Raw genomic sequence first — 25,521 nt, forward strand, 5'->3', positions numbered from 1 at the left:
CTCAACTCCTTGTCCTCACGTCGCGATGAGATCCTTTGCATCCTGGCAGAACCGGCGAACGGCGGGCGTACGTCGGTAAGGGGTCAAGGTGCCGACCAGGTTGCGCACGTGCTTGATGCACCGTGCGGAGGTGACCTGGCCGGTCAACGTCCCAACCGCCTGGTCGCCGAGGGCAAGCGCCTTGTCCAGATCGGGCTGGCTTTGCCGGACATACGTGGTGGCGAGTAGGGCGTTCCGCAGCGCCCCCTCGCGGGTGTACTCGTTGCCTTGCATGCGCAACGCTGTCCGTAGGTGCTCTCGGGCGTGTGACCAGTCTTCGAGCTTGACGTGACAGTAGCCGGCTTGCGCGTGGGCCTGTGCTTGGTTGATCCAGTAGGACCAGTCCGGGTCGCCGTGGTCGGGTCGATTGTCCGTGAGCCGGCCGAAGGCACTGTCGAGCGCACGCTGGGCATTGACGGCCGACCCTTCATTGGCGTATGCCTCAGCCGCCCGCAGGTCGAGAATCGCCGACACCTTCGGGCTCGTTCCCGGGTAACTCGCTCTCGCCGTCTCAGCGAGGGTCACTGCTTGCCGGAGCTGACCGAGGTCCTTGGCCTGGCAGGACATGAAGCCGAGGATGTTTGCGCCGAGTCCACGGTCGCCTGCCGCGTTGGCCTGGTAGAGACCGGCGATCCAGAATCGTTGTGCCTGGCTGTGCTGCCCAGCATCGAAGGAGAGCCAGCCTGCGAGGCGTAGTAGCTCACCGGCCGTGGAGTGGAGGCGCCGGCCGACCGCATCGGTGTAGCGGCGGTTGCGCAGCACGTCAATCACGCTGCTCAAGTGCTGGCGGACCAGGCCCAGGGTTTGACCGCTGCCGAGATGGTCGTCCATGCGTCGGAGGCTGGCTGTCACGGCGTCCATGTGATCGACGACCTCGCCGGATAGCGGCCGACCGGCGGCAGACGCGACGCTTTCGGGAGGCCTAGCGATCATCCACTCGTGCGCTGGTGACGTCAGTGCGGAACCGAGCAGGGTGAGGAACATCCGCCGGTGCAACATGCCTTCAGACTCGCTGACGACATCAGCCGCCCGCAAGGCCCCCGCCGATGACCAGGGCAGTTCCAGACCCGCAGAGGCCGGCGCGGCTTCGAATCCATCGTCGGGCCAGCCCAGTTCGTCAAGGGTGATCGTCCGCTGCAACTGCTCGGACAACAGCGCAGTTGTCAGGGACGGCCAAGGACTGCGGGGCACGTCGCCTTTCTTCCACTTGTACGGCGTCTTGGGGTGCAGCCGTTCTGCGCGGCCATGCCGTTCGGCGGACTCGTTGAGTCGCCTGGCGAGTTGTTCGGGTTGCCAGCCGACTTCGGCCAGCAGACGGGCTATCGGCTCTCCGCTGATTGTCACCTTCCCCGATCCTTCATGCGTAGCGGCAACTCATACGCACAGTATCGGAACCCTCCGTGGGCTGGGGTCCTCCGCACTGATCCACACCGATAGGCACCGCACGCACCTCCCCTGCCCGCCGCCCCGCTCGGGTCAACTGGCCCATGCGAATCAGCGGCAACTGGTTCGAGTCGCAGTAGTGCCGGAGGCGGGGCGCGGCAACGCCCGGCCTCCGGCCTCGCCAGAAGGTGAGAGTGATCGTGGTTCTCCGCATCTCGTTGATCGCGCTCGGCGGCATGCTCCCCGGCTTCGTCCTCGGCCTCTTCGCGTTCCGGGTCAAGTCCCGCTGGTGTCCGCGCTGCGGCGAGTCCACCCACGCCATCCACCGGACGCAGGCCCGATGACCACACCAGACCCACCCAACAGTCCCGACCTTCCGATCGGACGCCGGGTCGCCCAACTCCGTACCCGACTCGGCATGACCCAACAGGTCTTCGCCGACCGCCTCGGCCGATCCAAAAGCTGGGTCGACAAGATCGAGCGCGGCGTGCGTACCCTCGACCGGCTCTCCGTCATCGAAGCCGTCGCCGCCGTCCTCGGCGTCGACCCGGAAGTCCTACTCCCCCAGCCCACCCACCGCGTACCCGTCACCGGCCTCACCGCCGCCATCGACCGCGTCCGCGCCGCCCTCGCCTGCTACCCCACCCCCACAACCACCACCGACACACCACCCCAGCCACCACCACCGCCGGCAGACCTCGACCGCCGACTACGGCACGCCTGGGCCGCCTACCGGCACGCCCACCACCCACAGGTGATGCGACTACTCCCCGACCTGCTCACCGACATCCGGCACGCCGAAACAACCGCCGGCACCGAACACACCGCCGATCTTCTGGTAAGCGTCTACCGCCTCGCCGGCCAAACACTGGTCAAACTCGACGCCGCCGACCTGGCCTGGCTCGCTGCCGACCGCGCCATGGCTGCCACCGCAGGCGACCCACGCCGCACCGCAATCGCCGCCATCCCCCTCGCCCAAGCGCTCCGCGCCCTGGACCGGGGCCGGCTCGCGATGGCCGCCACCATAACCGCCGCCCACCGCTTCCTCCCGGCACCGTCCCGCGCCTCCGCGCCGCACGATCTCGCCCTGGCCGGAACCCTCCTCACCGAAGCCGCCATCGCCGCCGCCACCTGCGCCGACGCCACCGCAGCACGCGACCTCGCCAACCGCGCCACCCGACTCGCCACCGTCCTTGGCGACCACCCCCGCCCCGACAACGGCGACATCGGATTCGGCCCCACCACCGTCGACCTCGCCCGAGCCCTGATCGCCACCGAACTCGGCGACAGTCAGCAGGCCATCACCACGCACCAGCACGCCACCACCAGCGCCGGCTGGCCTCGACTCCCCGCCGAACACCGGGCAGCCCACCTGATCGACATCGTCCGCGCCCACCTGGATGCGGGCGACCCGCAGGCCGCCGGACGCGCCCTGGTCATCGCCGATCGCATCGCCCCGGCCGAGACCCGCACCCGCCCCGCCGCCCGCGCCGCACTGACTGCCGTACTCCGCACCGGTCCCACCCCCGCCGACGTAACCCGACTCGCCGCCACCATCGGCCTGACCCGACAGTGACCGCAGCACACCGCGACTATCCCGGCGGGCGGGGCCCGTACTTCTGCTCCAGCTCAGCCTTGTCCTCGTCGGCAGGTGCCACGTACCGGGTGGTGCCGCGGTGGACGTCGGCATCGTCCGAGACCGAGACACTGATTCCGCTGAGCGGACTGAGTTTGCTCAGCCAGAGCAGCCGGACGGCCTCGTCGATGAACCGGTCGAAGTCGGCTCCGGGTTTCAGGAACGCGGTGACGGAGGCGCTCGCGGAATTGCTTATGTTGTTCTGGTACCCGACCTTCACCCGGACCACGTCCGGACGTTGCGCCAGAGTTTCCTGTATCGCGGTGGCAATCGCGTCCGACTCTGCCCGCTCCTGGTCCGAGTCCCCCAGTACGGAACAGGAGGCGACAGCAACCAGCATGCTCACCGCCAACGCGACCAGTCCGCCAGCACGGATCTGCCGGCGTTTTCTCGACCGCCGCATCGTCGCTCTCCCGTCGGTTCGCATCAGTGCACCCTGTGTAGTTCGTACACCTTCGACTCCACGGCCTCGCCGTTCAGGAACGCGTCTGCGCTGTCCCGGTACGCCTGCACCGACGGGTCCGTGCTCCGGTCCAGTGCCTGTGCGGCGGGCAGGTACGCCGCTCTCGTGCTGTGATTCTCGCCGATTGTGCCGCGCTGGTCGTCGAAGGTGACCGTGCTGAGGTTGGGCCGGTCAGGATTGTCGCCTGCGTCAAGGTGCGGCACGATGTCGCGCGCGTTCTCCAAGGCCAGCACCTGCACGCCGGCCGGGATGTCCGTGTTTCCTATCGGGGACCCGGCGGTGACGACGTGGGTGACGTTGTAGGGGAAAGCGCCGGTCGCGGTGTCCTGGGCTGCCTGGGCGGCGACCATGCCGCCCTGGCTGTGCCCGACCAGCATCACCGGGTCGTCGGCGCCCGCCCCGGCCATCCGCAGCGCCTCGGCGATCGCGTGCTGCCGGGAGGTGGTGTCGCCACCGAGGACGTGCACGTTCGTGCCCATGTCGTTGAGGAAGGGACTGTCGGCACTCCACGGCATGTTCATTTCCTTGGTGCCGGGGATGTCGACCACGTACGCCGTGCTGCCGTCCGGATGCGTGATCACCCGTACGTCGATCTGATCCGGCTCACCAGCGTCGGACTCGCCATTGCGGTAGTTGAGCCCGGCGATCAGGTCGCCGAAGCCCTGCGGCGGCTTGACCATCAGGATAGAGGTGTCGGTATTGGTGCCGGTGCCGTTCACGTCCGGCGCGGTGACCGAGTAGGTGCCGTCGTCGTAGAACTCGCCGAGCAGGTCCGCCGCACCCGGCACGTCACCGACCATCGGAGCGCCCGGCAGGCTGCTGATCAGCCCCGGCCCCAGCCCGACGAGGGTGTCGACGATCCCGGGATGGTCGGTGACGAGTTGCTCCCCGTCGACGTCGTCGGCCACCAGCGCCCCGGCGGCGGCCAGCGGCGCCAAAGGCAGCAGCGTCGCCGGCCCCAGCACGCCGGCCTTGATCCCGGTGCCGAGGCCGTAGCCGAGGACCCAACGCAGGGTCTCGATCGTCCGGGCCCGCTCCTCGTCGACGGCCTGGTAGGAGGCGACGACGGTCCGCAGTGCGACCGCCCGCTGCCCGAACCCGAACGACAACGCGGTCAACCCCTGCGGGCCGTCCAACGCCCGCAGCAGGCCGGCCTCGATCCTGGCGAACCCGTCCGGGTTGAGCACCGCCGAGGCCACCAGGTCCGGGTCGGCCAGCATGCCGTGCCCCTGCACGCTGATCCCGGCCAGGTCGCGGGCCAGGTCGTCGCTGTGCCGGGCCAGCAGGCCGATGTCCTCGTACCTGGCGCCCGTCCCACCGGCACCGCCGCTGACCTGGAACTCCGGATCACCCATCGCCGCCCTCCACGAGCTGTCCCAGGTACGGCGCCAGCCACACCCCGATCTCCTCCCGGGCCACCGGCCGCACCGACACCATCCGCCGGCCCGAACCATCCGGCTCCGCCTGCAACCCGAGCCAGCCGTCCTCGGTGGCCAGCCAGACCACCTGCGCCATCCCCACCCCGGCGCCGCTGCGGCCACTCACCAACACCCGCAACACCCCGGTCGTACTCGCCTGCACCTGCTCGACCAGCCGCACCTGCGCCGCCGTCAACCCCAACGCCGCCACCGCCTCGGCACGCCCGGCCGCCCCCGCCAGGTCACCAGAACGGGTGTACTCGACCAGCGCCGCCAGCGGCAGCCGCCCCGACACCCGCGAGTCGCCGCCGCCGAACGCCTGGCCGAGCCGTGTCGTCGTCCCCGCGAGGTCCCGTTCCGCCGGTACGACCCGGACCAGCTCACGCCCGAGTGCCACCGCCTCGAACATCGACAACTCGACGGCACCTTCGGCGAGCCCGACGAGAGCCGCTCCCGCCGGCCCGGCCACCGCCAAGACCGCCCGTGCCGACCGTCCCTGGACCGACGCCTCGACCCGGATCACCACCCGCGCGGCCACGAAGGTCGCCAGGTTCGCCGCCACCGGCTCCACCGGCCGGCACTCCAGCGGATCGTCGTCGACGGTCACCACGCCGCGGGCGGCCAACGCCTGCCCGGCGACGCGCAGGAGGTCCGACTCCGGCTCGTCCAGCACGGCGAACCCGGGTGGCGGAGCCAACCCCGTGCGGCGGACCAGCAAAGTCCACTCCGGAGCGGCCAGCACCAGCCGGTGTGCCGGCAGCACGTCACTGTCGGCACTCACCTAGAGCACTCCCCTGCCTCGGAGGAAGTCGCCGACTTCCAGCCAGCGCCGATCCCCGGAGGCCGGCAGGTTGCCGGGCTGCACCGGCCAACCCGCCCACGGTGCCTCCATCGCAGCCTTCATCAACGGGCCGCCGACCAGCGGCGCCAGTTCCCTCATCCGCTCCGCGGTCGCGGCGAACCACGCCTTGGCCTGCTCCTCGATCCGGGCGATCAGCGCGACCAGTTCACGTACCTCCTGGGCGTGCGCCACGACCGCGTCCGCCACCGCGTCCAGCTCGTCCGCGACCTGGTCCGCCTGCCTTCGGTCCCGGCCCACCTGATCGCGGTACGCCTGTGCCGACACCGACACCCAGCGCGCCGCCTGCCCCCGCCGCTCGTGGTCGGCCGCCTGCTCCCGGACCTCGAAGGCCCGCTGCCGCAGCCGGCCCGCCAGCCGATCCAACTCGTCCGGATCCCCGTACATCCGAAGCACGCGCCATCCCTCCACGCCAAGGCCGCAGCGGAGCAGCCGTCAGACGCGCAGAGCATCCGATTCATCGCCGTCCGTCAACACGCCACGTCCAGCGTGTCCCACCCGGTCAACACCCGCAAGCCAGATCCTCGGCGCAGCCGACGTCGGACCACGGACCCGGGTGGTCGCGGCGCAGTAGGCTCCAGCGGGGGGTCCGGCCGTTACGCGGACCCGGTGCGGGAGGCGAGATGGCGGTCTACCACGAACGGGTCTTCGGCGACGCGATCGTCGCCGCCCTGCTCGACAACGGCTGGGCGGAGGGGAGCAAGGCTGACTACCGGCCCGAACTCGGACTCGACACCTACCAGCTCTTCACCTTCATCGGGGCGACCCAGCCCGACGAGTGGGCTGACCTGGTCACCTACTACGGCGGCGACCCAGCCGACGCCGAGCGCGGCTTCGCCAAGCGGCTCGACCAGGCGATCGCCAGCGACGGGCTGCTCGACGTACTCCGCAACGGCGTCAAGGACCACGGGATACGGATCCGGCTCGCGTACTTCCGGCCGTCGTTCGTCGAATCGGACGCGATCCTGACGGACTACCGGCACAACCGGCTCACCGTGGTCCGAGAGCTGGCGTACGCGACCAAGCAGGCCGACCGGGGCAACGAACTCGACCTGACGCTCTTCCTCAACGGCATTCCGGTCGCCACCGCCGAACTGAAGAACCCGCTCACCGGCTCCGGCGTCGAGCACGCCAAGGAGCAGTACCGGACCGAGCGCGACCCCACCGAGCTGATCTTCTCGCGCCGGGTGATCGCGAACTTCGCCGTCGACCCCGACCTGGTCTTCGTCGCCACCCAGCTCCGTGGCACGAAGACGCGGTTCCTGCCGTTCAACACCGGCAGCGCCGGACCGGGACGCCCCGGCGGCAAGGGCAACCCGCCCGCCACCGAGTTCGGCAAGTACGCCACCTCCTACCTCTGGGAGGAGATCTGGCAGCGGGACAACTGGCTCGACCTGCTGGAACGCTTCGCCCACCTGCACCAGGAAAAGGGCGCGGACGGGCGTACCCGAAAGGTCCTGATCTTCCCGCGTTATCACCAGTGGCACGCGGTGAAGCAGCTGACCGCGCACGCCGCCCGGCACGGCGCCGGGCAGAACTACCTGGTGATGGCGTCGGCCGGCTCCGGCAAATCGAACACCATCGCCTGGCTCGCGCACCGGCTCTCGTCGCTGCACACCCCGACCGATCCGGCCGCGCTCGACACGGACGCGCTCGCCGCCGGCCTCCGGCCCGGCACGCCGGTCTTCGACAAGATCGTCATCATCACCGACCGGCGCAACCTCGACGCCCAGCTCCGGGACACCGTCGGCAGCTTCGAGCAGACCGCCGGGCTCGTCGTGACGATCGACGAGAACTACGGCGCCAAATCCGAACAGCTCGCCAAGGCGCTCTCCCAGGAAACCGGCAAGATCGTCACGGTCACCCTGCAGACCTTCCCCGCCCTGGTCGACTACCTGAGGCGCAGCCCGACCGAGATCCGGGGCAGCCGGTTCGCGATCGTCGTGGACGAGGCGCACTCGTCACAGTCCGGCGACGCCGCCACCGACGTCCGCCGGGTGCTGCGCGACCTCGGCCTCGACACCGACTCCGACGACGCGGGCGCCGCCAGCGCCGCCGGGCCGCAGACCACCGACGAGAAGCTGGCGGCAAGCGCACGCAGGCGGCAGCGCAGCGGCAACCTCTCCTACTTCGCCTTCACCGCCACGCCGAAGCACAAGACCCTCGAACTCTTCGGCACCCTCGGCGAGGACGGCAAATACCACCCGTTCCACACGTACTCGATGCGGCAGGCGATCGAGGAGGGCTTCATCCTCGACCCGTTGCGCAACTACGTCACCTGGGCCACGTACTGGAAGCTGATCAGCCAGAAGCCGGACGAACGCGAGGTCGACTCTTCCAAGGCGAACAAGGAACTTGCCCGGTACGCGGTGACCCATCCGTCCACGGTGGCCCAACACGCGCAAATCGTCGTCGAGCACTTCCGGGCGCACACCGCCGGTCGGCTCGGCGGCCGGGCCAAGGCGATGGTGGTCACCGCCTCCCGGCACAGCGCGGTGCAGATGTCCCGGGCCATCAAGCGGTACCTCGGCGACCGCGACTACCCCGACCCGGGCGTCCTGGTCGCCTTCTCCGGCACCCTCAGCTACGACGGCGAGGAGGTCACGGAGTCGAAGGAGAACGGCGGGCTGCCGGAGAAGTCCCTGCCCAAGGCGTTCGGCTACGCCCGCGCCGACGACCGGAGCGCCCGCGCCGGCACCGCCGCCGGGCAGCGCGAGTACCGGATCCTGGTGGTCGCGGAGAAATACCAGACCGGCTTCGACCAGCCGCTGCTCACCACCATGTACGTCAACAAGAAGCTCGCCGGCATCTCCGCGGTGCAGACCCTCTCCCGGCTCAACCGCACCGCCGAACGAAAGAGTCAGGGTGACCTGGCGGTGCTGGACTTCGTCAATGACGCCGAGGAGATCAAGGAGGCGTTCCGGCCGTACTTCGAGGAGGCCGAGACGCTGCCCTCGGACCCGAACCTGCTCTACACCGCGCAGAGCCGGGTGATGTCCCGATCGCTGCTGGTCGAGGCGGAGATGCGGGCGCTCGTCGAGGCGTACCTGGCGGCCGAGGAGCAGGCCGCCGGCAACACCGCGAAGTGGGCGAAGCTGCACGCCGAGCTGTACCGGCACCTCGCCCCCGCCGTCGAGCGCTTCGCCGCGCTGTTGCACGGCGAGGACGAGGAGGACCGGGACAGCGCCGAAGCGTTCCGGGCCGACCTGAACGACTACGTCCGCAAGTACGGCTTCCTCGCCCAGATCGTCCCCTACGCCGACCCGGACCTCGAACGGCTCTACCTCTACGGCCGGCATCTGCTCAACAAGCTGCCCCGGCTCGGCGACGGCGGCGTCGACATCGGCGAGGTCGACCTGAGCCACCTGCGGGTGGAGAAGACCGGCGAGCACAACATCAGCCTCAACCCGGAAGGTCCGGCCGAGATGCCAGGCTTCGGCGACGGTGCCGGCGGTGCGAAGGAGCCGGAGAAGTCGCTGCTCTCCGAGCTGATCGAGCGGTTCAACGAACGGTTCGGCACCAGCTTCACCGACGAGGACGTGGTCACGCCCTTCAACGAGGCGGTCGCCGATCCGAAGGTACGGCTCGCCGCTGTCGCCAACGACGACGAGGAGAACTTCGGCCACGTCTTCGAGCCGGTCTTCGAAGAGAAGATGATGGACCACTTCGACACCGTCGCCGACCTCGGCCGCAAGTACTTCGGGCCTGACCGCGACTTCCGCAGCTCGCTCAACCGCAGCGCCCGCAGCGCCGCCTGGCGGATGATCCGCCAGCAGGAAGGCGTCACGGACGACGCGGCCTGACGTCCACCATCGGCCCGGAGAAACGGGCCACCCGTCTACGTTCGGTGACCCGGTGGCTCTGGACTGCTGTCGTGCCGGAGGGAAGACTGTTCTCCGCAGCGGACATAGCCGAACGCTGGAGGGGTGGCAGTGCGGCCAGAGCCGATCGCCGACCGTTACGAACTGGTCGAGCAGATCAGCTCGGGTGGCATGGGCCAGGTCTGGCGCGGCTATGATGCCGTGCTCGACCGCGAGATCGCCGTGAAGCTGATCCGGACCGACGTGATCGCCTCGGTCGAAGCCGCCGAGGAGTTCGCGAAACGCTTCCGGCGCGAGGCCCGCGTCACGGCGCGCATCCAGCACCACGGCGTGCCACAGGTGTACGACGCGGTACTCGACGAGTCGTACGACCGGGTCTACCTGGTCATGGAGTACGTGCCCGGCACGTCACTGCGGGCCTACCTCACGCCGGGGCAACCGCTGCCGGTCAGCTGGGCTGTTGCGGTCGCCGCGCAGATCTGCACGGTGCTGTCGCACGCCCATGCCATCCCCGTCGTGCACCGCGACCTCAAGCCCGAGAACGTCCTGGTGACCGAGACCGGGACCGTGAAGGTGCTCGACTTCGGCATCGCCGCGATCCTGCGTACCGACGTCACCCGGCTCACAGTGACCGGCCAGGTTCTCGGCAGCCACCGGTACATGCCGCCCGAGCAGGTTCGCGGCGCGCAGATAACCCCGCAGAGCGACCTGTACGCCCTCGGCTGCGTGCTACACGAGCTGCTGGCCGGCAAACCGTTGTTCGACGGTGACAACGCGTTCCGGCTCATGCTCCAGCACGTCTCCCAGGCCCCCGTGCCACTGCGGAAACTCCGCGCCGACCTGCCCGACGAGATCGAACAGCTGGTACTCCGGCTCACCGCGAAGGCACCGGAGCAGCGGCCGAGCGATGCCTACGAGGTCTACGAGCAACTGCTGCCCTTTCTCCCGCTGCCCGGCGCCATGCCGTCGACGGTGGTGCAGCCTGCGGACGTACCGGACCCGACGCTGCTCTACCGTCGCCCCAACGCCCCCCGCCCGCGCAGCGAACCAACTCGTCTCCCACCCGGGTCGGCCGCCCTGGCGCAGCCGTCGGTCCCGCCCCAGGGGTCGGACACCACCGCCGGCACGGCACTACGGGACCTGATCGACGAGGCTGTCGCGTACTCGAACGACCTGCTTGACGACGACCGCTACACCCAGGCCGCCGAGGCGCTGCGCCAGGTCATCGAGCCGGCCACTGCCGAACTGGGGCGGGAAAGCCCGCGCGTACTGCAGTTGCGTCAACGCCGGGCGGCGGTTCTCGTCGTCGGAGGCGACTTTCGCGAGGCACTGCCCGAGTTCGACGCGCTCGTCGGAGCGTTCACCCGGACGAGAGGACCGAAAAGCGACGAGGCGATGGCCTGCCTCCGGCAGGCGGCCCTCTGCCGTGCCAACCTCGGCCAGTCCACGATCGCACTACGTCAGTTCCGCGAGGTCCTGGCCCAGGTACGCACGGCCGAGGGCGATGCCTCCCGTACCGCTCTGGAACTGCGCCGCGACATTGCCATGCTGTTGCTCGCCGAGCGGGACGTCGAGCAGGCAGAGGCCGAACTCGTCCCGCTACACGAAGATCTCCTGGTCTTGTATGGGCCGGACCACGAGGAAACTCACGAGATCGGGGACATCCTGACCCGACTCCGACTTGCGGGGAACATGGCGCAGCCGGAGCTACCGACGCCACGCGACGATGAACGCCACTCCGCCGGCCCGGAGCGTCAGCCCACAACCAAGCACTGGCCGTGCGTGTGACCTCGATCGTCAGCTAAATGAACTGTTTGAGCAGGCCGGAGAACTGCATGAGCTCATCAATCTGTTCTGGCGTAAGCGGCGTGTCGTCGAAATGGGCGATCCGGTTGCGAATGCGTCGCACCTGATCCAGCTGGTATACAAAATGCGGCCGGTTCACACTGCTCCAGCCGAGGGTAGCCCAGTTCTTGTCGGCGTTGGCCCGCAACTCCTTGTTGGACTGCTCACCGTCCAACAACCCGAGGACGTAGCCATGTTCGGCGACGGCTGTCAGATGGGGAAAGAGTGCCTGATGAACTTCGGCGACCGGAAGGTCGTCTGTCAACATCGTGGTGCCGAGGCTGGGTGTCTTCCCCTGCTCGTAGCAGGCGGCGACAGCGCTCCAGGTGATGACGCCTTTGAGATGGGAAGTCCCGTCGATGACGGGTAGTTGGGAGTAGTTCTTCTGGCGCATCATGTGGATGGCGTGGTGGAGTGGTGCGGTCGACGGGACGGAGTCGACTCCGGCACGGGCGGAGGGAACGTCTCCGATCTTGAACGACTGCTGCGGCAGCGTCCCGGGCTGGAAGTCCTCCTCCTCGACCTCCGCCTCGGTCGCGTCTGCTTTCTCCGCGGCGACCACGAACACGTTTGCCCCGAGATTGCAGGTGGTGAAGGACGGGACGGTGTCAAGGCCGACCTGCCGCAACGCGTCGACGATGACCGGGACTGTCTGGTGGTTGCGTACACGGACGCCGAACATGGCAAGTAGCTCGGAGACCGGCAGCTTCTTGCCCTTGAGTGCACCTATCTGCTGCGGCGTAGGTGGCTGGGTGATCACTGTCGTCACCGATCTGACTGGTCGCGGAAGACCGTACGCTTACCCATTGCCTCGTTCACCAGCTCGAGCAGCCGCTTGGAGCGGTCGGCGTAGAAGCCTTCAAAGTCATCGTGCCGCAACGTCGCGGGGTCGATCAGGTGGGTCGCGATGACGTCGTCGAACCGTTCAGGCCGGGTACCAGACTCCTGTGCCAGCACCTTGAGGTACGCCGAAGGCGAGCCGGTCATGCTCCGGCTGGTCCGGTACGACAGCGGAGTCTTGTTGACGATGGAATTGCCGCGCCGATCCTGACCAGCGTGCCGGGCGAACCACGCTTTTGGAAAGACCTGGTGGATGTCGACGGAGTTCTGTACCAGGGTTCCAGGCGTAAACGGAGCCTCGCTGTGATGCCAGTCCACCGCCCCCTGCTTGATCAGGAGGGCGTAGATGCCCTTGTAGGCGGCGCTGTTACGAGTGATCAGGCTGTCAAGGCGGTCGGAGAGGAAGGCCGCTTCAGTGATCGTGTCGGGTGTGCCCCCGAACCCTGCGCCCACGCGATGAGCTGCTCGACGTCCCGGGTGAACCGGCTCTCCGTCGAACCGCCGTACATCTCACCGAGAACGCCACACCAGTACCAGCGCACGATGCGCTCCAGTAGCTCCGGCTCGTCGGTTCTCTCGCCGAGGATGGTGCGGACCGCCGCCAAGGGCACGAGCTGGGTCCGGTAGGGCAGGTCGGCGGAGCGGACGATGCATTGCCGATTCAGGAACTCGCCCACCCATTCGAATGCGTCCGCGACCTGGGGCGCGACGCGACGGAAGTCGTCGAGCGGGAGGCCCAGCAGATCACGCCGCTTGCAGGCGACGCCGGCCACCCGCCTGTTCTGCTTCCGTTCCCAGGTGACGACCAGCGTGACGGCCTGAAGGAAGTCGCTGCTGCTGAGTCCGTCGGTGAGGCCGTACTCGAGACGTCCGAAGACCGGATAGGAGGTAGCCAGCCTCTTCTTGATGTCGTGCCACACGTCTGGGAGGCGGTAGTGGGTCCCCCTGCTCACGCTCGTATTCCTGGTCACCCGCGTAGGTCGCGGTCAGCAGTTCGAAGACGTTCAACGGGACGCCGCCGGTGTTCACCCGTTCGAACACCGAGCACACAGCGTCCTTGGTAGTCGAGGCACCGAGTCTGATCATGGGAATCTGGAAGGACCAGATGTTGTTCAACACCTGTTGCGAGAACTGAGCCCACAGGTTCCAGTTGCCAGCGTCCATGCTGACAAACTCTCGCTGCCAGGCCGTCATCTTGTCGCCGTCGAAGACCTGGCTCAGCGGGAAGTACGCGGCCCGGCATTCCATCTCGGTGCTGCGGAAGACGAGATCCACCCTTCGGGCGAAGTCCGAGCGCAGCATGCGGTCTTCGGGTACGGAAACGATGGCGTCGTCCCTGTCCGCGGGTGAGCCGACGGCCTTGACGATGTCGACGTAGTACCAGCGCCTGAGTTCCTTGTTCCGGTCGTCGACCGTCCGACCGGTCGGGCGAGGTGCAGCGACTGGAACAGCGAGGTCAGCCGTTGTTGACCATCGAGGAGCAGCAGACCAGGGGTGGCAGTGCCGGCATCCTCCGCTCCGGTGAGCGGACGCGCCCGGAACGGCGACGAGCCGCCGGTCTCCAAGGTCATCACGACACCGAGTGGATAGTCCAGGGTCACCGTCGCGATCAACTCGCGTATTCGCTGGTCGTCCCACTTCCACTCGCGTTGGAAGTCGGGAAGCTGGATCACACCGTTCTTGATCTCTTCCAGGACTTTCTGGAGCTTAGGACTGTCCAGCGCCACGACGTCTCCTTGAATGTCCGCTGAGCGCGGCCGGCGATGCTATCGATTTCTCGATCCTGGCGTCAAGCCGCCCAGAGGCAGGACCGCTCGGCGGCGATCCGTCGACATCGGAGGCGCCATAGCGGCTCTTCGAAGTTAAGCGGGGTTGAGGTGTCCGCGGTGGCGTCGGGTTGTCGCGGTGTGGGTGCGTAGCCGCTGGTTTTCGGGGTTGCGGAAGCCGTAGGCGTCGCGGGCGACGGTTTTGATGACGCGGTTGGTGCCTTCGCTGCCGGCGTTGGTGATGCCGGTGGTCAGGAACGCGTGGATCTGTGGCCACCAGGTTTCGATCGTGGTGGCGAGCCGGTGAAGTTCGGGCAGTTCAGAGGTGGCGCAGCGGGTGTAGAAACGGTGCAACAGCCGATGGACGAGTTCGCGGTCGGGCCGGGTGCGGGCGGTCGCGAGCAGGTCGAGTAGATCCTCTTTCGCGTTCCACGCTGCCAGGATCGGGGCGCCGATCTTGGCGGGCAGCGCTTGGAGGGTATCGGCCAGTCGGTCGACGTGTTTGCCGCTCATGCGTGCCGCCGATCGGGTCAGCCGGTTCCGCATCCGCCACTCAGGGTCGCTGCCGCGGCCGCGGCGTCCGTGCTGGCTGAGGGTGACGCGGCGGCGGACCTCGGTGACGGCCCGGTTGGCCAGTCGCACGACATGGAAGTGATCGACGACCAGCAGCGCATGCGGCAGGACCTGCCGGATCGCGGCCTTGAACACGCTGCACATGTCGATCGCGACCGCCTCGACCTGTGCGCGCCATGCCAGTGAGCGGGCGGCCAGCCAGCCGGTGACTGCGGCGGTGGTGCGGCCTTCGACCTGGGCGAGCAAGCCTTGGCCGCCGGACAGGTCGCAGAAGCCGACGTGCCAGCGGTCAGCCGTGACCGTCCACGAGCCGGCCTGTTCGTCCCAGATCCAGTGCGGTTTGCCGCGGCGGACCTCGTCGATGCCGAGTACCGCGACCGGCTGCGGCTCGGCCGGCAACACACGGTTCGCATGCGCGGTGAATGCGTCCGCGACGACCGGCCAGGAGACGTCGTGATCGCGGGCCGATTGCACGATCGTGCGCCCGCCGTCAACGACCGCCGCGCCCGCCGCCTGCCGCAACCGCATGGTCAGCCGTGATCGGGCCGGGACCTGGGCGACCTGCTCGGTGAACGACTTGCGCGGGCAGGCCGGCGTCGGGCAGTACCAGCGCCGTTTACGCCAGCGCAGCCGCACCGGCCGCCCGGCGACCGGCAGATCCCGCGGCCGGGTCGTGGTCCACTGCTTCACCCGGACCGCTCGCTGCCCGCACTTCGGGCAGCATCGCGCCTGCTCACAACCGGTGGACAGATCCACCACGGGGACACCGCCGGCGTCCACCTCGACCCGCTCGGCTACCAGGCCATCCAGGCCCAGCAGCCGGGTCGTATCGTTGACCATGCTCGCAGCTCTTCACTTGTGACCATCCGAACTAGACACTCAGATGATCACCGATGGGCTGCGAGCCCCTTATCTCCGGGTCGCCATCACCCGCGAACCCCGCTCAACTTCGAAGAGCCGCCATAGCACAGGCGCGCATGCCGGACCGCTCCCGGCAGCTCGGCAACTGAGTACCAACCGCCGTGATCGAATTGGATCGGTTCTCGACGAGACGGGCCAGGTTCGCGACAAGCTCGACGTGAAGCCCAACAGGTGTGGCCGTCCAGGTGTCCTCGATGGAACTCACAGGCAGTACGACGTCCACCGTTCAATCGTCTAGCGCAACGGCCACTCGGCTGGTCGAATGGGGGACTCAGCTGGGACCCGACGGCTCAAGGAGTTCAAGGCATGGCGACAGGCGCCCACGACGGACCGATTCCGGAAGCAGCCGTACGTGGGCAGCGGGTCCTCGACCTCGTCGATAAGGCGATCGCCGTCCAGGGCCCGCTGGTGAGCAAGAACATCGCCCGGGCCCGCCAGCGAAATCCGGAAGCGACACCAGCACAGGTAATCCGCAATCTGGAACGGATGTACGTCAGCGCCTTGACCGGGACTGGCGCGGCGGTTGGCGGAGCTGCAGCGGCGCCCGGCGTCGGCACAGGCGTCGCACTGGCACTGTCGGCCGGCGAGGCTCTCTCATCTCTTGAGCTGAGCGCCCTCTTCGCGCTCTCGGTCGCCGAGGTCCACGGGGTTCGCATCGACGAGATCGAACGCCGCCGAACGATCGTGATGGGAATCATGCTCGGCGGGTCCGGCTCCGCCACCATTGCCAAAGTCGCCGAGCGTACGGGGCAACACTGGGGACGTCAGGTTGTCGCCAAGGTGCCTGTCGAGACGTTGCGTCAGATCAACGGGATCTTGGGAAAACACTTCGTCACGAAGTACGGGACCAAACAGGGAATCATCGTTCTCGGTCGGGTGGCGCCGTTCGGTATCGGCGCGGTGATCGGTGGTGGCGCCAACGCTGCCCTCGCCACTCTGGCTGTGCGGGCCAGTCGGCGCGCATTTGGCCCACCACCCACGTCATGGCCATCGCTGACGTGCAGCACTCCGCCAACGTCCGAGGACCCGCGTGACTGACCCTTGATGTGCTGAAAGCATCGAGCACCCCCGCCGCCGCCAACGGAGTCGACTACGGCACCTACGGGCGTGGCAACGCGTCTACCCTTGGACGGCGGCGTTCGAGACAGCGGCCCGGCTCGCCTAGGAGTCGCACGCGGCTACTGATGATCAGGACTGACGGCCTGGGACGTCGGGCGCTCATTCTCCGGCCTGTCCACGACAGCGCAGGCAATCCCACGCCAGCGGTATCCGTCCAACGGCTCCCGAGCACCCGTCGAACACCTGGCCACGGCACGGGACACGAAAAAGGCTCGGACCCAGCGCGAAACCCTAGGTCAGAGCCTTGATCGTTGGTGCGCCGCCAGGGACTCGAACCCCGAACCCGCGGATTAAGAGCCTGATCTTGGTTGAGTCACCCAGTCCAGCGGCGCACCCTAAAGTCCACCTGTTCGCGATTATTGCCCTCTTTGATCGAGACAGCGTCCCGATGGGTCCAGCTAACCTCGGCCCGTCCACGGCAACCGAGCACCCGACGAGCACCCATGCTGCCCGGTTGCGCCGATGGGAGGGCGATGAGGTACGGCGCTATTTGCTAGCGCCCGGCGTGGGCGCCCCCCATCTGACCGTCACCCAAACCACCCCAGCGGCCTTCACGCCGCCCCGGTACACGCCGCCGAAGCAGCGAGCGAGGCGATCCAAGACTGTGCTGAGATCACCGAACGAATCCTGCTTGCGAATCACCCATGCGGCTGCCGATGATGTGGCTCCGACCTCCGACGTGGGAGCAAAATGCGTAACTCGTTGATGGACCGTGCAGCGGGCAATCAGATCGATGTCATCTTGACCCATCCGCGTCATCAGCAGGGTCTGCGGACCTTGATCGAATTGATTGCCGACCTGCGTCGTTGTCGGTTGGCTGCCGACCTATATGAGTTCCAGGAGCAGCTGTTCCGGTTGGTACTGGAGATCGAGCAGCGCCGTAGCGAGATCAGCCGCGTCGTAAAGCGACTCAGGAAGCCGGGCGGTACCCTCCCTCAAGGCGCGCCCGACCTCGGCACTGATTTGGACCCGTCGGACCTCGACTCGTGGATGCTGGAGGACGAGGTCTACGAACGGATCTGGCGGCAGCTCAAGTCGATCGGCGATGCCCTCGCGTGGCGATCGTTCGGGTACGACCGGCGGGTCATCATGGCCCTGTCCCGCAACGCCTCTCCAGGGATCATGCACGGCAAGGACGGTCTGACCAAAGAACGTGAGGTCATCGCGTCGGCCTGGCGCGACAACAGCGAGTTCGTGCTACATCACGACCTCACCGCCGCATTGCGGGTAGGCGACCTCAGCGTGTTCCGCGCCGACGGCAGCGTCCTGCTGCACGAGGTCAAGACCAACAGCAATCGCCGAATTAGGAAACAGGATCAGCTTCTGATCGACACCTCGACTGTGTTGGCCGATGAGGGGACGCTGCCCAGCGGCATCACCCCCGTCCGCACCCAGATCCCACTCGTCACCAACCTGCGCGGGCTGCGCGAGGTGCTTGGGCTGGCACACGAACGCACCGGCATCCAGGCGGGCGTCGTGTCCCCCGGCCGGGCCGTCGTCGCCGCGAGCCAGTACACCGCCGCCCAGTACTACCGCGAGGACACCTTCGGTGCCCGTTTCTCAGCCGACCTCGCTCGCTGCCAACGCAGAATCGGCATACAGTCGCCCGAACACACCCTAAAGATGACCAGCCTCGATTCGGCTGCCCGCTGGCCCGCTCGACCACCGTGGGCGATCTACCCACTTGCGCCAGACGTCGCCGCCAGCCTCATCGCCGACGCAATGTTCTTCTTCGTCTGCATGTCCCCAGACGCGATCATCCGTCAGCTCGCCGATGTCGGCGTACTCGCGGAGTGGATGCAGCCACTCGACGGCACTGAGGATTGGACCAAGCCGCTGCTACGCGTCGCGGCCACCACCGGGAACCGCCTATGGTTCACATCGTTGAACCCAGAGGCCATCGCAAGCCTAATGCTGGAATTCATTGACCTGCGCAGCTGGTCCCGCCAGGTGGCCCTGATGCTCGGCGGCGACGTACCGGCCGGTACCCGACCGTGGCCCTGTTTCTCTGACGAGTACAGGACATGGGCATGACCGGCCCCGGTCAGCGGCGCGGCCCATTCGAGTCGGAGCTGCAAGAGGACGCTCACAACCAGCATCTGGGTGTCGCGGAAACTCACGCTGTGAACGACAGCGCCGCGCCCAGCCCTGGCTCAGCACCTCGGAGCCCGGATACAGCTGAACGTCGGCTAACGACCGTCGGTCGAGCCATGCCTACTAAGCTAGCGACACCTAGAGTGGTGCGGTGCTGACCCTCGGCGTCGACCTTGCAGCGGCGGACAAGCGTACGGCGATGGCCACGATCGAATGGCTGCCGGACCGCGCGGTCGTGCGGGACCTGGTCCTCGACGTCAGCGATGCCCGCATCGTCGAGGCCAGCGAGCACGCTGACAAGGTCGGACTGGACTGCCCCCTCGGCTGGCCGGAGCCTTTCGTCGCGCTCGTGCAGGCCCATCGAATCGGCCACCTCGTCGATGCCGATGCCGACGGCGCCCAGTGGCGGCGTCACCTGGCTTACCGGCTGACGGACGAGGTGGTCCGCGAGGAGACCAGCATCATCCCGCTCAGTGTGGCCGCGGACCGCATCGCTCACGCCGCCTTCCGCTGCGTCGGATTGCTGGCAATGCTCGCTGCCGCCGGACACGACGTCGACCGTTGCGGCGGCGGCAGGATCGTGGAGGTGTACCCGGCGGCGGCCCTGTGCCGCTGGGGGTTGGCGTACCGCGGTTACAAGGGCCTGGGTCAGCACGTGCAGCATGCCGATCTGGTTACCGCGCTTTGCGAGGCCGCACCCTGGCTGGAGTTTGGTGTTCTTGAAGGGCTGTGTCGGCGCAGCCATGACGCGTTCGACTCGGTGATCGCTGCCTTGAACGCGCGCGCCGCGGCGATCGGCAAGGCAGTCCAGCCGAGCGACGAGCAGCGGACGGTCGCACGTGTCGAGGGCTGGATCGCGCTGCCGACAGGTCCGCTCAGCGATCTTATCGATGGTACAGAAGGATGAGCGGAGGGTATTGATGGCCTCGGGATTGAGCGGGTTGGACAGTTCCCATGATGATCAGAATCGGATGCGTGAGCTGTTCAAGCTGTTCAGCGACGCGAAGAGCCGAGACGAGTTGGGTGTCGGCCAGGTCCGCGACGCCTTCAGTGGCAGCGTGCAATCTGTCATACGGTCGGCGTAACCTCGCGCGCGGACGTTTGGAGGTCGAGGTGCCACGAAAAATTACTCCTGCCCAGTACAAGCGCATGGTCGACGATTACAACCGCAAGCTGAAGCAGGCCGTCACCAACTACAACCGTGAGGCTGCGGCGTACAACCGCGAGGTGAAGCGCGCCGTCGACAAGCACAACCGCGAGGTGCGGGCGCACAACGCACGCGTGCGTTCCAACCGGCAGCGGCTCAACGCCGAGATTGCGCGACTCAACCGCCAGCGCTCAACGACCCGCTACGTTACGGTGCAGACCTCCGCCATCGCGCTGCACACCGCGTACTCCCGGGTTGATGAGCAATCCGAACTGTGGAACGAGCGCGGGCAGGAGCTGGCTGACCTAGCGGAAGCTGAGACGGCCAACAGCGCACAGGTCGCCAACGCTCTCCTGACCGAGACGGTCGCCGAGACGGAGGAGATCGAGGAGACGTCGATCATCGACGAGCTGTCCGTGCTGTCGGGGGACCTCCACAACCGATGGGAAGGCGCACTATTCGCGATTAACCCGCGCAATCCAGATGCGGCGCGGCACTTCTGCACCAGCGCCCGCGAGGTTATCGTGGAGCTGATCAACATGAAGGCTCCCGACGCCGCAGTGCTGCGGGCCAAGCCGAACTATGAGCGAGGACCCGACGGTAAGGCGGTCGCAAGGCGCGAGAAGATCGGTTATCTGCTCGACCTGAACGGCGCCGGCTACGAGGCTCTGGGCGACTTCATGGAAACGAACGTCAACGACGTGATGAATCTATTTTCCCAGTTCAACAAGGGCACGCACGGCACCGCAGGCCGCTTCGACATCCCCACCCTCCGGACGATCAAGCATCGCGTCGAGGACTCCATCCGATTCCTGTCGACGCTAGTCCGAGGTGTCCAGCCGACGACACAGGACGTCGGATAGCGCATCGACCAAGGCCGCGCCAACGAGGATCATCGCTCCGTAGCAAGGAGTGCGGACGCCGTTATGCCACGTCTCCGAACCCAGGGTGGTTCACCGCAGCACCAACGGCATGCGACACATCGATTAGAAGTGAGCGCCAGGTCTTGTTCCAGACCTGAGCGAACTGGCGTCACCGTTCGGATGCGGGCTGGTGGTCCGGCGGTCGCTGCGCTGGCGGTGAAGGTGTTCCCGCAGCCGCCGGCGCAGGTCACCGACCTGTCCGGTGGTGCCGAGGCGGCGCAGGAAGTCTGGCACGCTCCAGGTGACGAGGGTGCCCTGCCGGGACAGGTACAGGCCGACCCGGCCGATGCCGTACCAGTCGTCGTAGTCCAGCAGCAGGTAGCCAGCGAGTTGGTAGATCTCGTCGCGGCCCAACCCGCGGGGTTGAATGGCCGCCTTGCAGTCCAGCAGCAGGCCGTCGAGGATGAAGTCGGCGTCCGCTCCGCCGATGTCCTGGCTGCCGAGGAACGTCGGACCGCAGATCCGGGCGGTGGCGGGCAGTTCGAGGAACGGTCGGAACGGCTCCTCGGCAATCGCCAACTGCCGGTTGATGTCCTCGATGGCATAGTCGGGGACCGCCGTCAGGAGCTTATCGAGCGTGGTGGCCGGGGTGGTGCCGGTCAACATGCTGTACCGGCGGATCTCACCGGTTCGGTAGATGTCCTCGTAGTAGGCGGCCACGAAGCACAGGCGGCCCAGGATCTCCTCATCGAGACCGTCGTCGCCGTTCAGGTACACGTCGACCATGGAGATCAGGTCGCGTCCGGCCCGGTGCAGGGCCTCCCGCACGGGTGGCGCGGGTGCGCCTCGGAGGGGCATGCCGCTGCCGAGGGCGTCAACGCCGATGTTGACCGGTTCACCGAACGGACTACCCAGGCAGAGCCTGAGCCGGAAGTCGATGGCGTGGCCGAGCGCCGACCAGTCGGGGTATTTCACGTCGAGTGGCTGCACCGGGCGGGGCAGGTCGCAGATCTGCCGGAGGTAGTCCTGCACGACGGCCGCGCTGTGTGGCAGGTGCTGGGCCAAGAACTGCGACATCGGGGAGTTCGGGTGCCTCAGCTGGCGGGTCAGGCTGAGCTCGATCATCGGTCGCCCGGCCACCGTGCCGTCGCCGGCCGCCTCGTTGGCATTCTCGTAGTCGTCGATCCAGGTGATCCCCGCCGGGTCGAGGTGGTCGCGGGCTCGGGTGACCGCCACGTAGATCAGGCGGGCCTCGCTGGCCCGTAGCGGGCGGGGATTCCCGTCGTCGTCGACCGACGGTGCCGCAAAGCCGTGGCCGATCCGTACCCGCGACCACTCCCGGCCCTTGGCCTTGTGCGCGGTGGACACGGTGACCTTCGCGGTGCGCTCGTCCGTCAGACGGTCGACCGCGTCCATGATCACGTCCGGCCCGTAGGTGTCGACCAGCGTCACGATCGCCTTGAGGTCCTGCCCGGCGGTGTCGTTCTCGGCGTACTCCTGCACGTCGGCCCAAGAGGTGAACAGGAAAAGCTCCGGATGAGTGGTACGTCGACCGGACTTCAGAGCCTGGGCGGCCTGCGCGATGTTCCGCAACGCACCACCGCCGCCCGCGAGGGCGACCGGTACGCCCCGCTCCAGGAAGCCGAGGACTTCCTGCATCGCGTCGGCGTTGCCCCGGCACAGCACGGCATCGATCTCCGCCGCCGAGCCGACGCGGGAGTCGGTGGCACTGTTCCCGGTCAGTTGCAGGTCCGACTCGGCGTGCCGCAGCCACTGGTTGGCCGTCCGGGCGATACGTGGGCCGAAACGGAACGACTTCGTCAGGTACAGGTGATCCGCCGGGAAGCCGGTCATCACGTCCCGCGCGTTGCGCCAGGCGTAGATCTGCTGGGCCGGGTCGCCGACGCACACCCGCTGCGCGTTCTGGGCGAGGAAGACCTCCTCCAGAACCGGGTTGGTGTCCTGCGCCTCGTCGAGCAGGACGAAGTCCGCCGCGAGCGTGGGCCCGGTCAGCGCCCACATCTTCAGATAGTGATCATGTTCGAAGCGAAGTTTGCCGTCCGGTGAGCAGATGTCGTCCCAGGCTCGGCACGCGTACGGCAGGAGCACGCGGGCGACGTGGTCCTGGGCCGCCGGGTCCAGCCCGTTGACCCGTTCGAGATGCCGGGCCATCAGCTGGCGGTCGGTGCTGTAGCAGAACCGACGGATCATGCCCATCACCAAGCGTGCCTGGTGTCCGCAGGTGATCGGACGGGAGCTGACCCACAGATTCTGGTGGATGCCCAGCAGCCGCGCGGTCTCCTTTGAGGGTATGCGGGCCGACCGGTTCAGGCGTTCCTGGTAGTTCCGCCCGACGGCGCGGTGTGCCAGCGAGTGCGCGGTACGGCAGTCGACATTCGCTCCGAAGCGCTGCCTGGCCTCGTCGGCGATCGCCTTGTTGAACGCCACGTAGAGGCCGCGCTTCCTGGTGACCCCGGCCATCAGTACCAGCGTGGAGGTCTTACCGGTGCCGGCCCCGGCCACCAGGGCCAGTTCCCTGCCCGCGAGGAACGTATCCCGGGCCGCGAACTGTTCCTCGGTCGGCTTGACGTCCATACGACCCTTCCAGGACTCATTCCCGTGCTCACACCGTCGTCATCCTTTGTAAACCTTCGGACTGCTCCGCACCGGCCCGGAAGCTGCTCGCGGAACCAGTGGAGCCTACTTCGGGAGCGAGCACGGTGTGATCACTCCGCTACCGCCATCCAAGCGATCCGCAGTCTCACCAGGCACTCGGAGGGCCAAGAATCTCGACGGCGATGCCGAGAACACCTGCCCTGCTCCGTTCTCGTGGTCAGCAGGGGCAGTCTTCGTGGTCCTGGTGCTCCGTCGACCCGCGGACTTTGCGCATGCATCCCCGGGAGACCCACCTGGACCAGCGGCTTCGACGCCTACAGTCCGCACAGGATTCCCAGGTCAGTCACACTCCCACACGTCTCATCCAGTCCAGGCAGTCCCGCAGATTAAGAGGTTGGTCTTTATCGAGTCGTTGTGTCCCACCGACGCCCTGAGAGTCCATTTATTCGCGACTATTGCCTGATTTCGTCGAAACGCCGTCCCGCTGGGTCCAGCCAACCTCGTGCCCGTCCATGGCGGTCGAGCACCCGGCGAGCACCCGGTGCTGCGCCATCTACACCGGCGAGGGGATTACGTCGCAGGGCGGATCTACTCGAAGACTCATCGCCCTCGCCCTTGTGGCCACCACCGGATAGCCTCGCCCCACGTAAGTAGCCCACCGGCTCTAGTACGGCAGCCGCCGTTCGGGATCATGGTTGGAGTTCGAGGTTGAGGCGGCGTGTGTAGTGGGCTCGGCGGGCTCGGGCTTGATGCTGTCGCCGCCAGCCTGACCAATGCAAACGGTGGGCGAGGTCGCTGATCGGGCGGATGATGCAGGCGTTGATCAGGCGGCGGACCTCGTTGACGGTGAGCGTGATCAGTCCGCTGTCGGCCGGGTCGTCGTCGGTGGCGTCGGCGGCGCAGATCGCCAGGACGGCGAGGGCGGCCAGGGCGAGGGTGGTGAACCGGTGCCAGGAGTCCCAGCGGCGGACTTGGTGCTGGTCCAGGCCGACCTGGCTCTTGGCGGCTTGGAAGCTCTCTTCGATGCTCCAGCGGATGCCCGCGACCCGCACGAACTGGGCGAGGGTGGCCGGTCTGGGGGTCCAGCAGCGGTAGAAGGCCAGCTCACCGGTGCTGGTGTTGCGGCGGATCAGCAGGCTGTGCCGGCCGCCGTCGTCGGGGTCAGCATCGGTGCATACGTCGTCGAGCCAGGCCCAGTCGTAGAAGCGCGGCCCCTTGGATCCGGCGCCGGCGGAGCGGCGCTGCCACGCCGAGACGGGCAGATCAGCGGCGATCCGGTCGGCGCGGATGCGGGTTTTGCCGCCGTCGATCGGCACCAGGTGACTGCGGGACACGGCCAGGACATAGCCGAGTTGATGCTCGCGCAGGTGTGCGCGGAAGACGCTGCTGTTGCCGTAGGCCTCGTCGGCCGCGGCCCACCCGGCCGGCACCCCGGCATCCAAAGCCGCAGTGATCATCTCAGCGGCCAGCTCCGACTTGGTAGCGAACTCGATCTCGTCGGGCACGCCGGCAGCCTGGCAGCGGTCGCGGTCGTCGGTCCACGACGCCGGCAGATACACCCGCCGGTCGATCAGGGTGTGCCCGTCGGCGCCCGCATAGCCCAGGAACACCCCGACCTGGCTGTTCTCGATCCGCCCTGCCGTGCCGGTGTACTGCCGCTGCACCCCGACCGTGTAAACGCCCTTTCTTCAGGTCGCCGGTCTCATCGACGGCCAAGACCGCATCCGGGGCGCCGAACCGGTCGACGGCCAGAGCCCGCAAATCGTCGCGCACGGCGTCGGCGTCCCATACCGCCCGGTACAACAACCGCTGCATCGCGTCCGGCCGGGCATGCCCGGCCTGCTCTGCCAACTGCCAGCACGTCTTGACCTCAAGGTCAGACAGCAGCCCGGTCACGAATTGTCCCGCCGCCCGACGCGGCTCCACCCGCCCGAACCGGCCCGCGAAGCATCCCAGCACCTCGGCCAGCACCCGCTCCCACCGACCAACCGCTACGCTGTGGCACGCGGCCACCGCAAGATCTGAAGTTGTGTCCACAACGCACAGACGATCACGCGGTGGCCGCCTCGCGTCCACCCCGGCACACCAGCAAGATCTCAAACGGCGGCTGCCGTACTA

The 25,521-nt window shown here is 67.5% G+C and carries 19 protein-coding genes, 1 tRNA gene and 1 pseudogene; 8 read left to right on the top strand and 13 right to left on the bottom strand.

Annotated elements, in window-relative coordinates:
* Positions 1-15 precede the first annotated feature (15 nt).
* A complete protein-coding gene (locus tag R6Y94_RS43130; protein WP_318403047.1) occupies positions 16-1,383 on the bottom strand; it encodes a hypothetical protein in 1,368 nt (455 codons plus the stop codon).
* 233 nt (positions 1,384-1,616) lie between these two features.
* On the opposite strand from R6Y94_RS43130, the gene R6Y94_RS43135 reads away from it, so the two are divergent.
* Entirely contained in the window at positions 1,617-1,766 is a 150-nt protein-coding gene (locus tag R6Y94_RS43135) for a hypothetical protein (protein WP_318403049.1), read from the top strand.
* On the top strand, positions 1,763-2,998 hold the full coding sequence (locus tag R6Y94_RS43140; RefSeq protein ID WP_318403051.1) for a helix-turn-helix domain-containing protein: 1,236 nt from the start codon (positions 1,763-1,765) through the stop codon (positions 2,996-2,998). Before R6Y94_RS43135 ends, R6Y94_RS43140 begins: the two co-directional genes overlap by 4 nt.
* Before the next feature lie 16 nt (positions 2,999-3,014).
* Here R6Y94_RS43140 and R6Y94_RS43145 read toward each other — a convergent pair whose 3' ends face one another.
* Genes R6Y94_RS43145 through R6Y94_RS43160 form a run of 4 tightly spaced genes read right to left on the bottom strand, consistent with a single transcriptional unit; the run spans position 3,015 to position 6,194 of the window.
* Positions 3,015-3,461, bottom strand: coding sequence for a hypothetical protein (locus R6Y94_RS43145; protein WP_318403053.1), 447 nt, complete (start codon positions 3,459-3,461; stop codon positions 3,015-3,017).
* A 23-nt stretch (positions 3,462-3,484) separates the two neighbouring features.
* Positions 3,485-4,876 carry an alpha/beta hydrolase gene (locus R6Y94_RS43150; RefSeq protein ID WP_318403055.1) on the bottom strand — a complete coding sequence of 464 codons (1,392 nt, stop codon included), beginning with the start codon at positions 4,874-4,876 and terminating at the stop codon, positions 3,485-3,487.
* A complete protein-coding gene (locus tag R6Y94_RS43155) occupies positions 4,869-5,720 on the bottom strand; it encodes a hypothetical protein (RefSeq protein WP_318403057.1) in 852 nt (283 codons plus the stop codon). The genes R6Y94_RS43150 and R6Y94_RS43155 overlap by 8 nt, the downstream gene beginning before the upstream one ends.
* A complete protein-coding gene (locus tag R6Y94_RS43160) occupies positions 5,721-6,194 on the bottom strand; it encodes a hypothetical protein (protein WP_318403058.1) in 474 nt (157 codons plus the stop codon).
* Positions 6,195-6,421: 227 nt separating this feature from the next.
* On the opposite strand from R6Y94_RS43160, the gene R6Y94_RS43165 reads away from it, so the two are divergent.
* Positions 6,422-9,601, top strand: coding sequence for a type I restriction endonuclease subunit R (locus R6Y94_RS43165; protein WP_318403060.1), 3,180 nt, complete (start codon positions 6,422-6,424; stop codon positions 9,599-9,601).
* A 123-nt stretch (positions 9,602-9,724) separates the two neighbouring features.
* Positions 9,725-11,407, top strand: coding sequence for a serine/threonine-protein kinase (locus tag R6Y94_RS43170; RefSeq protein WP_318403062.1), 1,683 nt, complete (start codon positions 9,725-9,727; stop codon positions 11,405-11,407).
* Positions 11,408-11,420: 13 nt separating this feature from the next.
* On the opposite strand, the gene R6Y94_RS43175 is transcribed toward R6Y94_RS43170, so the two are convergent.
* The 5 genes from R6Y94_RS43175 to R6Y94_RS43195 all read right to left on the bottom strand — a co-directional run bounded on the left by R6Y94_RS43175 (position 11,421) and on the right by R6Y94_RS43195 (position 15,483).
* Positions 11,421-12,233 carry a CBS domain-containing protein gene (locus R6Y94_RS43175; RefSeq protein ID WP_318403064.1) on the bottom strand — a complete coding sequence of 271 codons (813 nt, stop codon included), beginning with the start codon at positions 12,231-12,233 and terminating at the stop codon, positions 11,421-11,423.
* The gene (locus R6Y94_RS43180; protein WP_318403066.1) at positions 12,230-12,757 is read right to left on the bottom strand and encodes a hypothetical protein; all 528 of its coding nucleotides are present in this window, start codon (positions 12,755-12,757) and stop codon (positions 12,230-12,232) included. The genes R6Y94_RS43175 and R6Y94_RS43180 overlap by 4 nt, the downstream gene beginning before the upstream one ends.
* Positions 12,682-13,224 carry a hypothetical protein gene (locus tag R6Y94_RS43185; protein WP_318403068.1) on the bottom strand — a complete coding sequence of 181 codons (543 nt, stop codon included), beginning with the start codon at positions 13,222-13,224 and terminating at the stop codon, positions 12,682-12,684. The genes R6Y94_RS43180 and R6Y94_RS43185 overlap by 76 nt, the downstream gene beginning before the upstream one ends.
* A gap of 297 nt (positions 13,225-13,521) precedes the next feature.
* On the bottom strand, positions 13,522-14,031 hold the full coding sequence (locus R6Y94_RS43190) for a DUF262 domain-containing protein (protein ID WP_318403070.1): 510 nt from the start codon (positions 14,029-14,031) through the stop codon (positions 13,522-13,524).
* A gap of 135 nt (positions 14,032-14,166) precedes the next feature.
* Positions 14,167-15,483 (bottom strand): ISL3 family transposase, encoded by a 1,317-nt coding sequence (locus tag R6Y94_RS43195; protein WP_318403072.1) that lies wholly within the window; start codon positions 15,481-15,483, stop codon positions 14,167-14,169.
* A 387-nt stretch (positions 15,484-15,870) separates the two neighbouring features.
* On the opposite strand from R6Y94_RS43195, the gene R6Y94_RS43200 reads away from it, so the two are divergent.
* A complete protein-coding gene (locus tag R6Y94_RS43200; RefSeq protein ID WP_318403074.1) occupies positions 15,871-16,602 on the top strand; it encodes a hypothetical protein in 732 nt (243 codons plus the stop codon).
* A gap of 333 nt (positions 16,603-16,935) precedes the next feature.
* Here the strand turns inward: R6Y94_RS43200 and R6Y94_RS43205 are convergent.
* A tRNA-OTHER gene (locus R6Y94_RS43205) sits at positions 16,936-17,015 on the bottom strand.
* Positions 17,016-17,373: 358 nt separating this feature from the next.
* On the opposite strand from R6Y94_RS43205, the gene R6Y94_RS43210 reads away from it, so the two are divergent.
* From R6Y94_RS43210 to R6Y94_RS43220, 3 genes are all read left to right on the top strand, one after another.
* Complete coding sequence (locus tag R6Y94_RS43210) at positions 17,374-18,717, top strand: hypothetical protein (RefSeq protein WP_318403076.1); 1,344 nt, start codon at positions 17,374-17,376, stop codon at positions 18,715-18,717.
* Between the two features lie 211 nt (positions 18,718-18,928).
* The gene (locus tag R6Y94_RS43215; protein WP_318403078.1) at positions 18,929-19,684 is read left to right on the top strand and encodes a DUF429 domain-containing protein; all 756 of its coding nucleotides are present in this window, start codon (positions 18,929-18,931) and stop codon (positions 19,682-19,684) included.
* 194 nt (positions 19,685-19,878) lie between these two features.
* A complete protein-coding gene (locus R6Y94_RS43220) occupies positions 19,879-20,787 on the top strand; it encodes a hypothetical protein (protein ID WP_318403080.1) in 909 nt (302 codons plus the stop codon).
* A 123-nt stretch (positions 20,788-20,910) separates the two neighbouring features.
* Here R6Y94_RS43220 and R6Y94_RS43225 read toward each other — a convergent pair whose 3' ends face one another.
* On the bottom strand, positions 20,911-23,382 hold the full coding sequence (locus tag R6Y94_RS43225) for a UvrD-helicase domain-containing protein (RefSeq protein ID WP_318403082.1): 2,472 nt from the start codon (positions 23,380-23,382) through the stop codon (positions 20,911-20,913).
* Positions 23,383-24,092: 710 nt separating this feature from the next.
* A pseudogene (locus R6Y94_RS43230) lies at positions 24,093-25,359 on the bottom strand (IS701 family transposase).
* Between the last annotated feature and the right edge of the window lie 162 nt (positions 25,360-25,521).

Source organism: Plantactinospora sp. KLBMP9567 (assembly GCF_033446045.1).
In the GTDB taxonomy this organism is placed as follows: Bacteria; Actinomycetota; Actinomycetes; order Mycobacteriales; family Micromonosporaceae; genus Plantactinospora.

What these genes read in the sequence shown, in the direction of transcription:
- R6Y94_RS43140 (WP_318403051.1), top strand. Translation starts at nt 1,763, where the DNA reads ATGACCACACCAGACCCACCCAACAGTCCCGACCTTCCGATCGGACGC.
- R6Y94_RS43195 (WP_318403072.1), bottom strand. Translation starts at nt 15,483, where the DNA reads ATGGTCAACGATACGACCCGGCTGCTGGGCCTGGATGGCCTGGTAGCC.
- R6Y94_RS43210 (WP_318403076.1), top strand. Translation starts at nt 17,374, where the DNA reads ATGCGTAACTCGTTGATGGACCGTGCAGCGGGCAATCAGATCGATGTC.
- R6Y94_RS43200 (WP_318403074.1), top strand. Translation starts at nt 15,871, where the DNA reads ATGGCGACAGGCGCCCACGACGGACCGATTCCGGAAGCAGCCGTACGT.
- R6Y94_RS43150 (WP_318403055.1), bottom strand. Translation starts at nt 4,876, where the DNA reads ATGGGTGATCCGGAGTTCCAGGTCAGCGGCGGTGCCGGTGGGACGGGC.
- R6Y94_RS43225 (WP_318403082.1), bottom strand. Translation starts at nt 23,382, where the DNA reads ATGGACGTCAAGCCGACCGAGGAACAGTTCGCGGCCCGGGATACGTTC.
- R6Y94_RS43145 (WP_318403053.1), bottom strand. Translation starts at nt 3,461, where the DNA reads ATGCGGCGGTCGAGAAAACGCCGGCAGATCCGTGCTGGCGGACTGGTC.
- R6Y94_RS43165 (WP_318403060.1), top strand. Translation starts at nt 6,422, where the DNA reads ATGGCGGTCTACCACGAACGGGTCTTCGGCGACGCGATCGTCGCCGCC.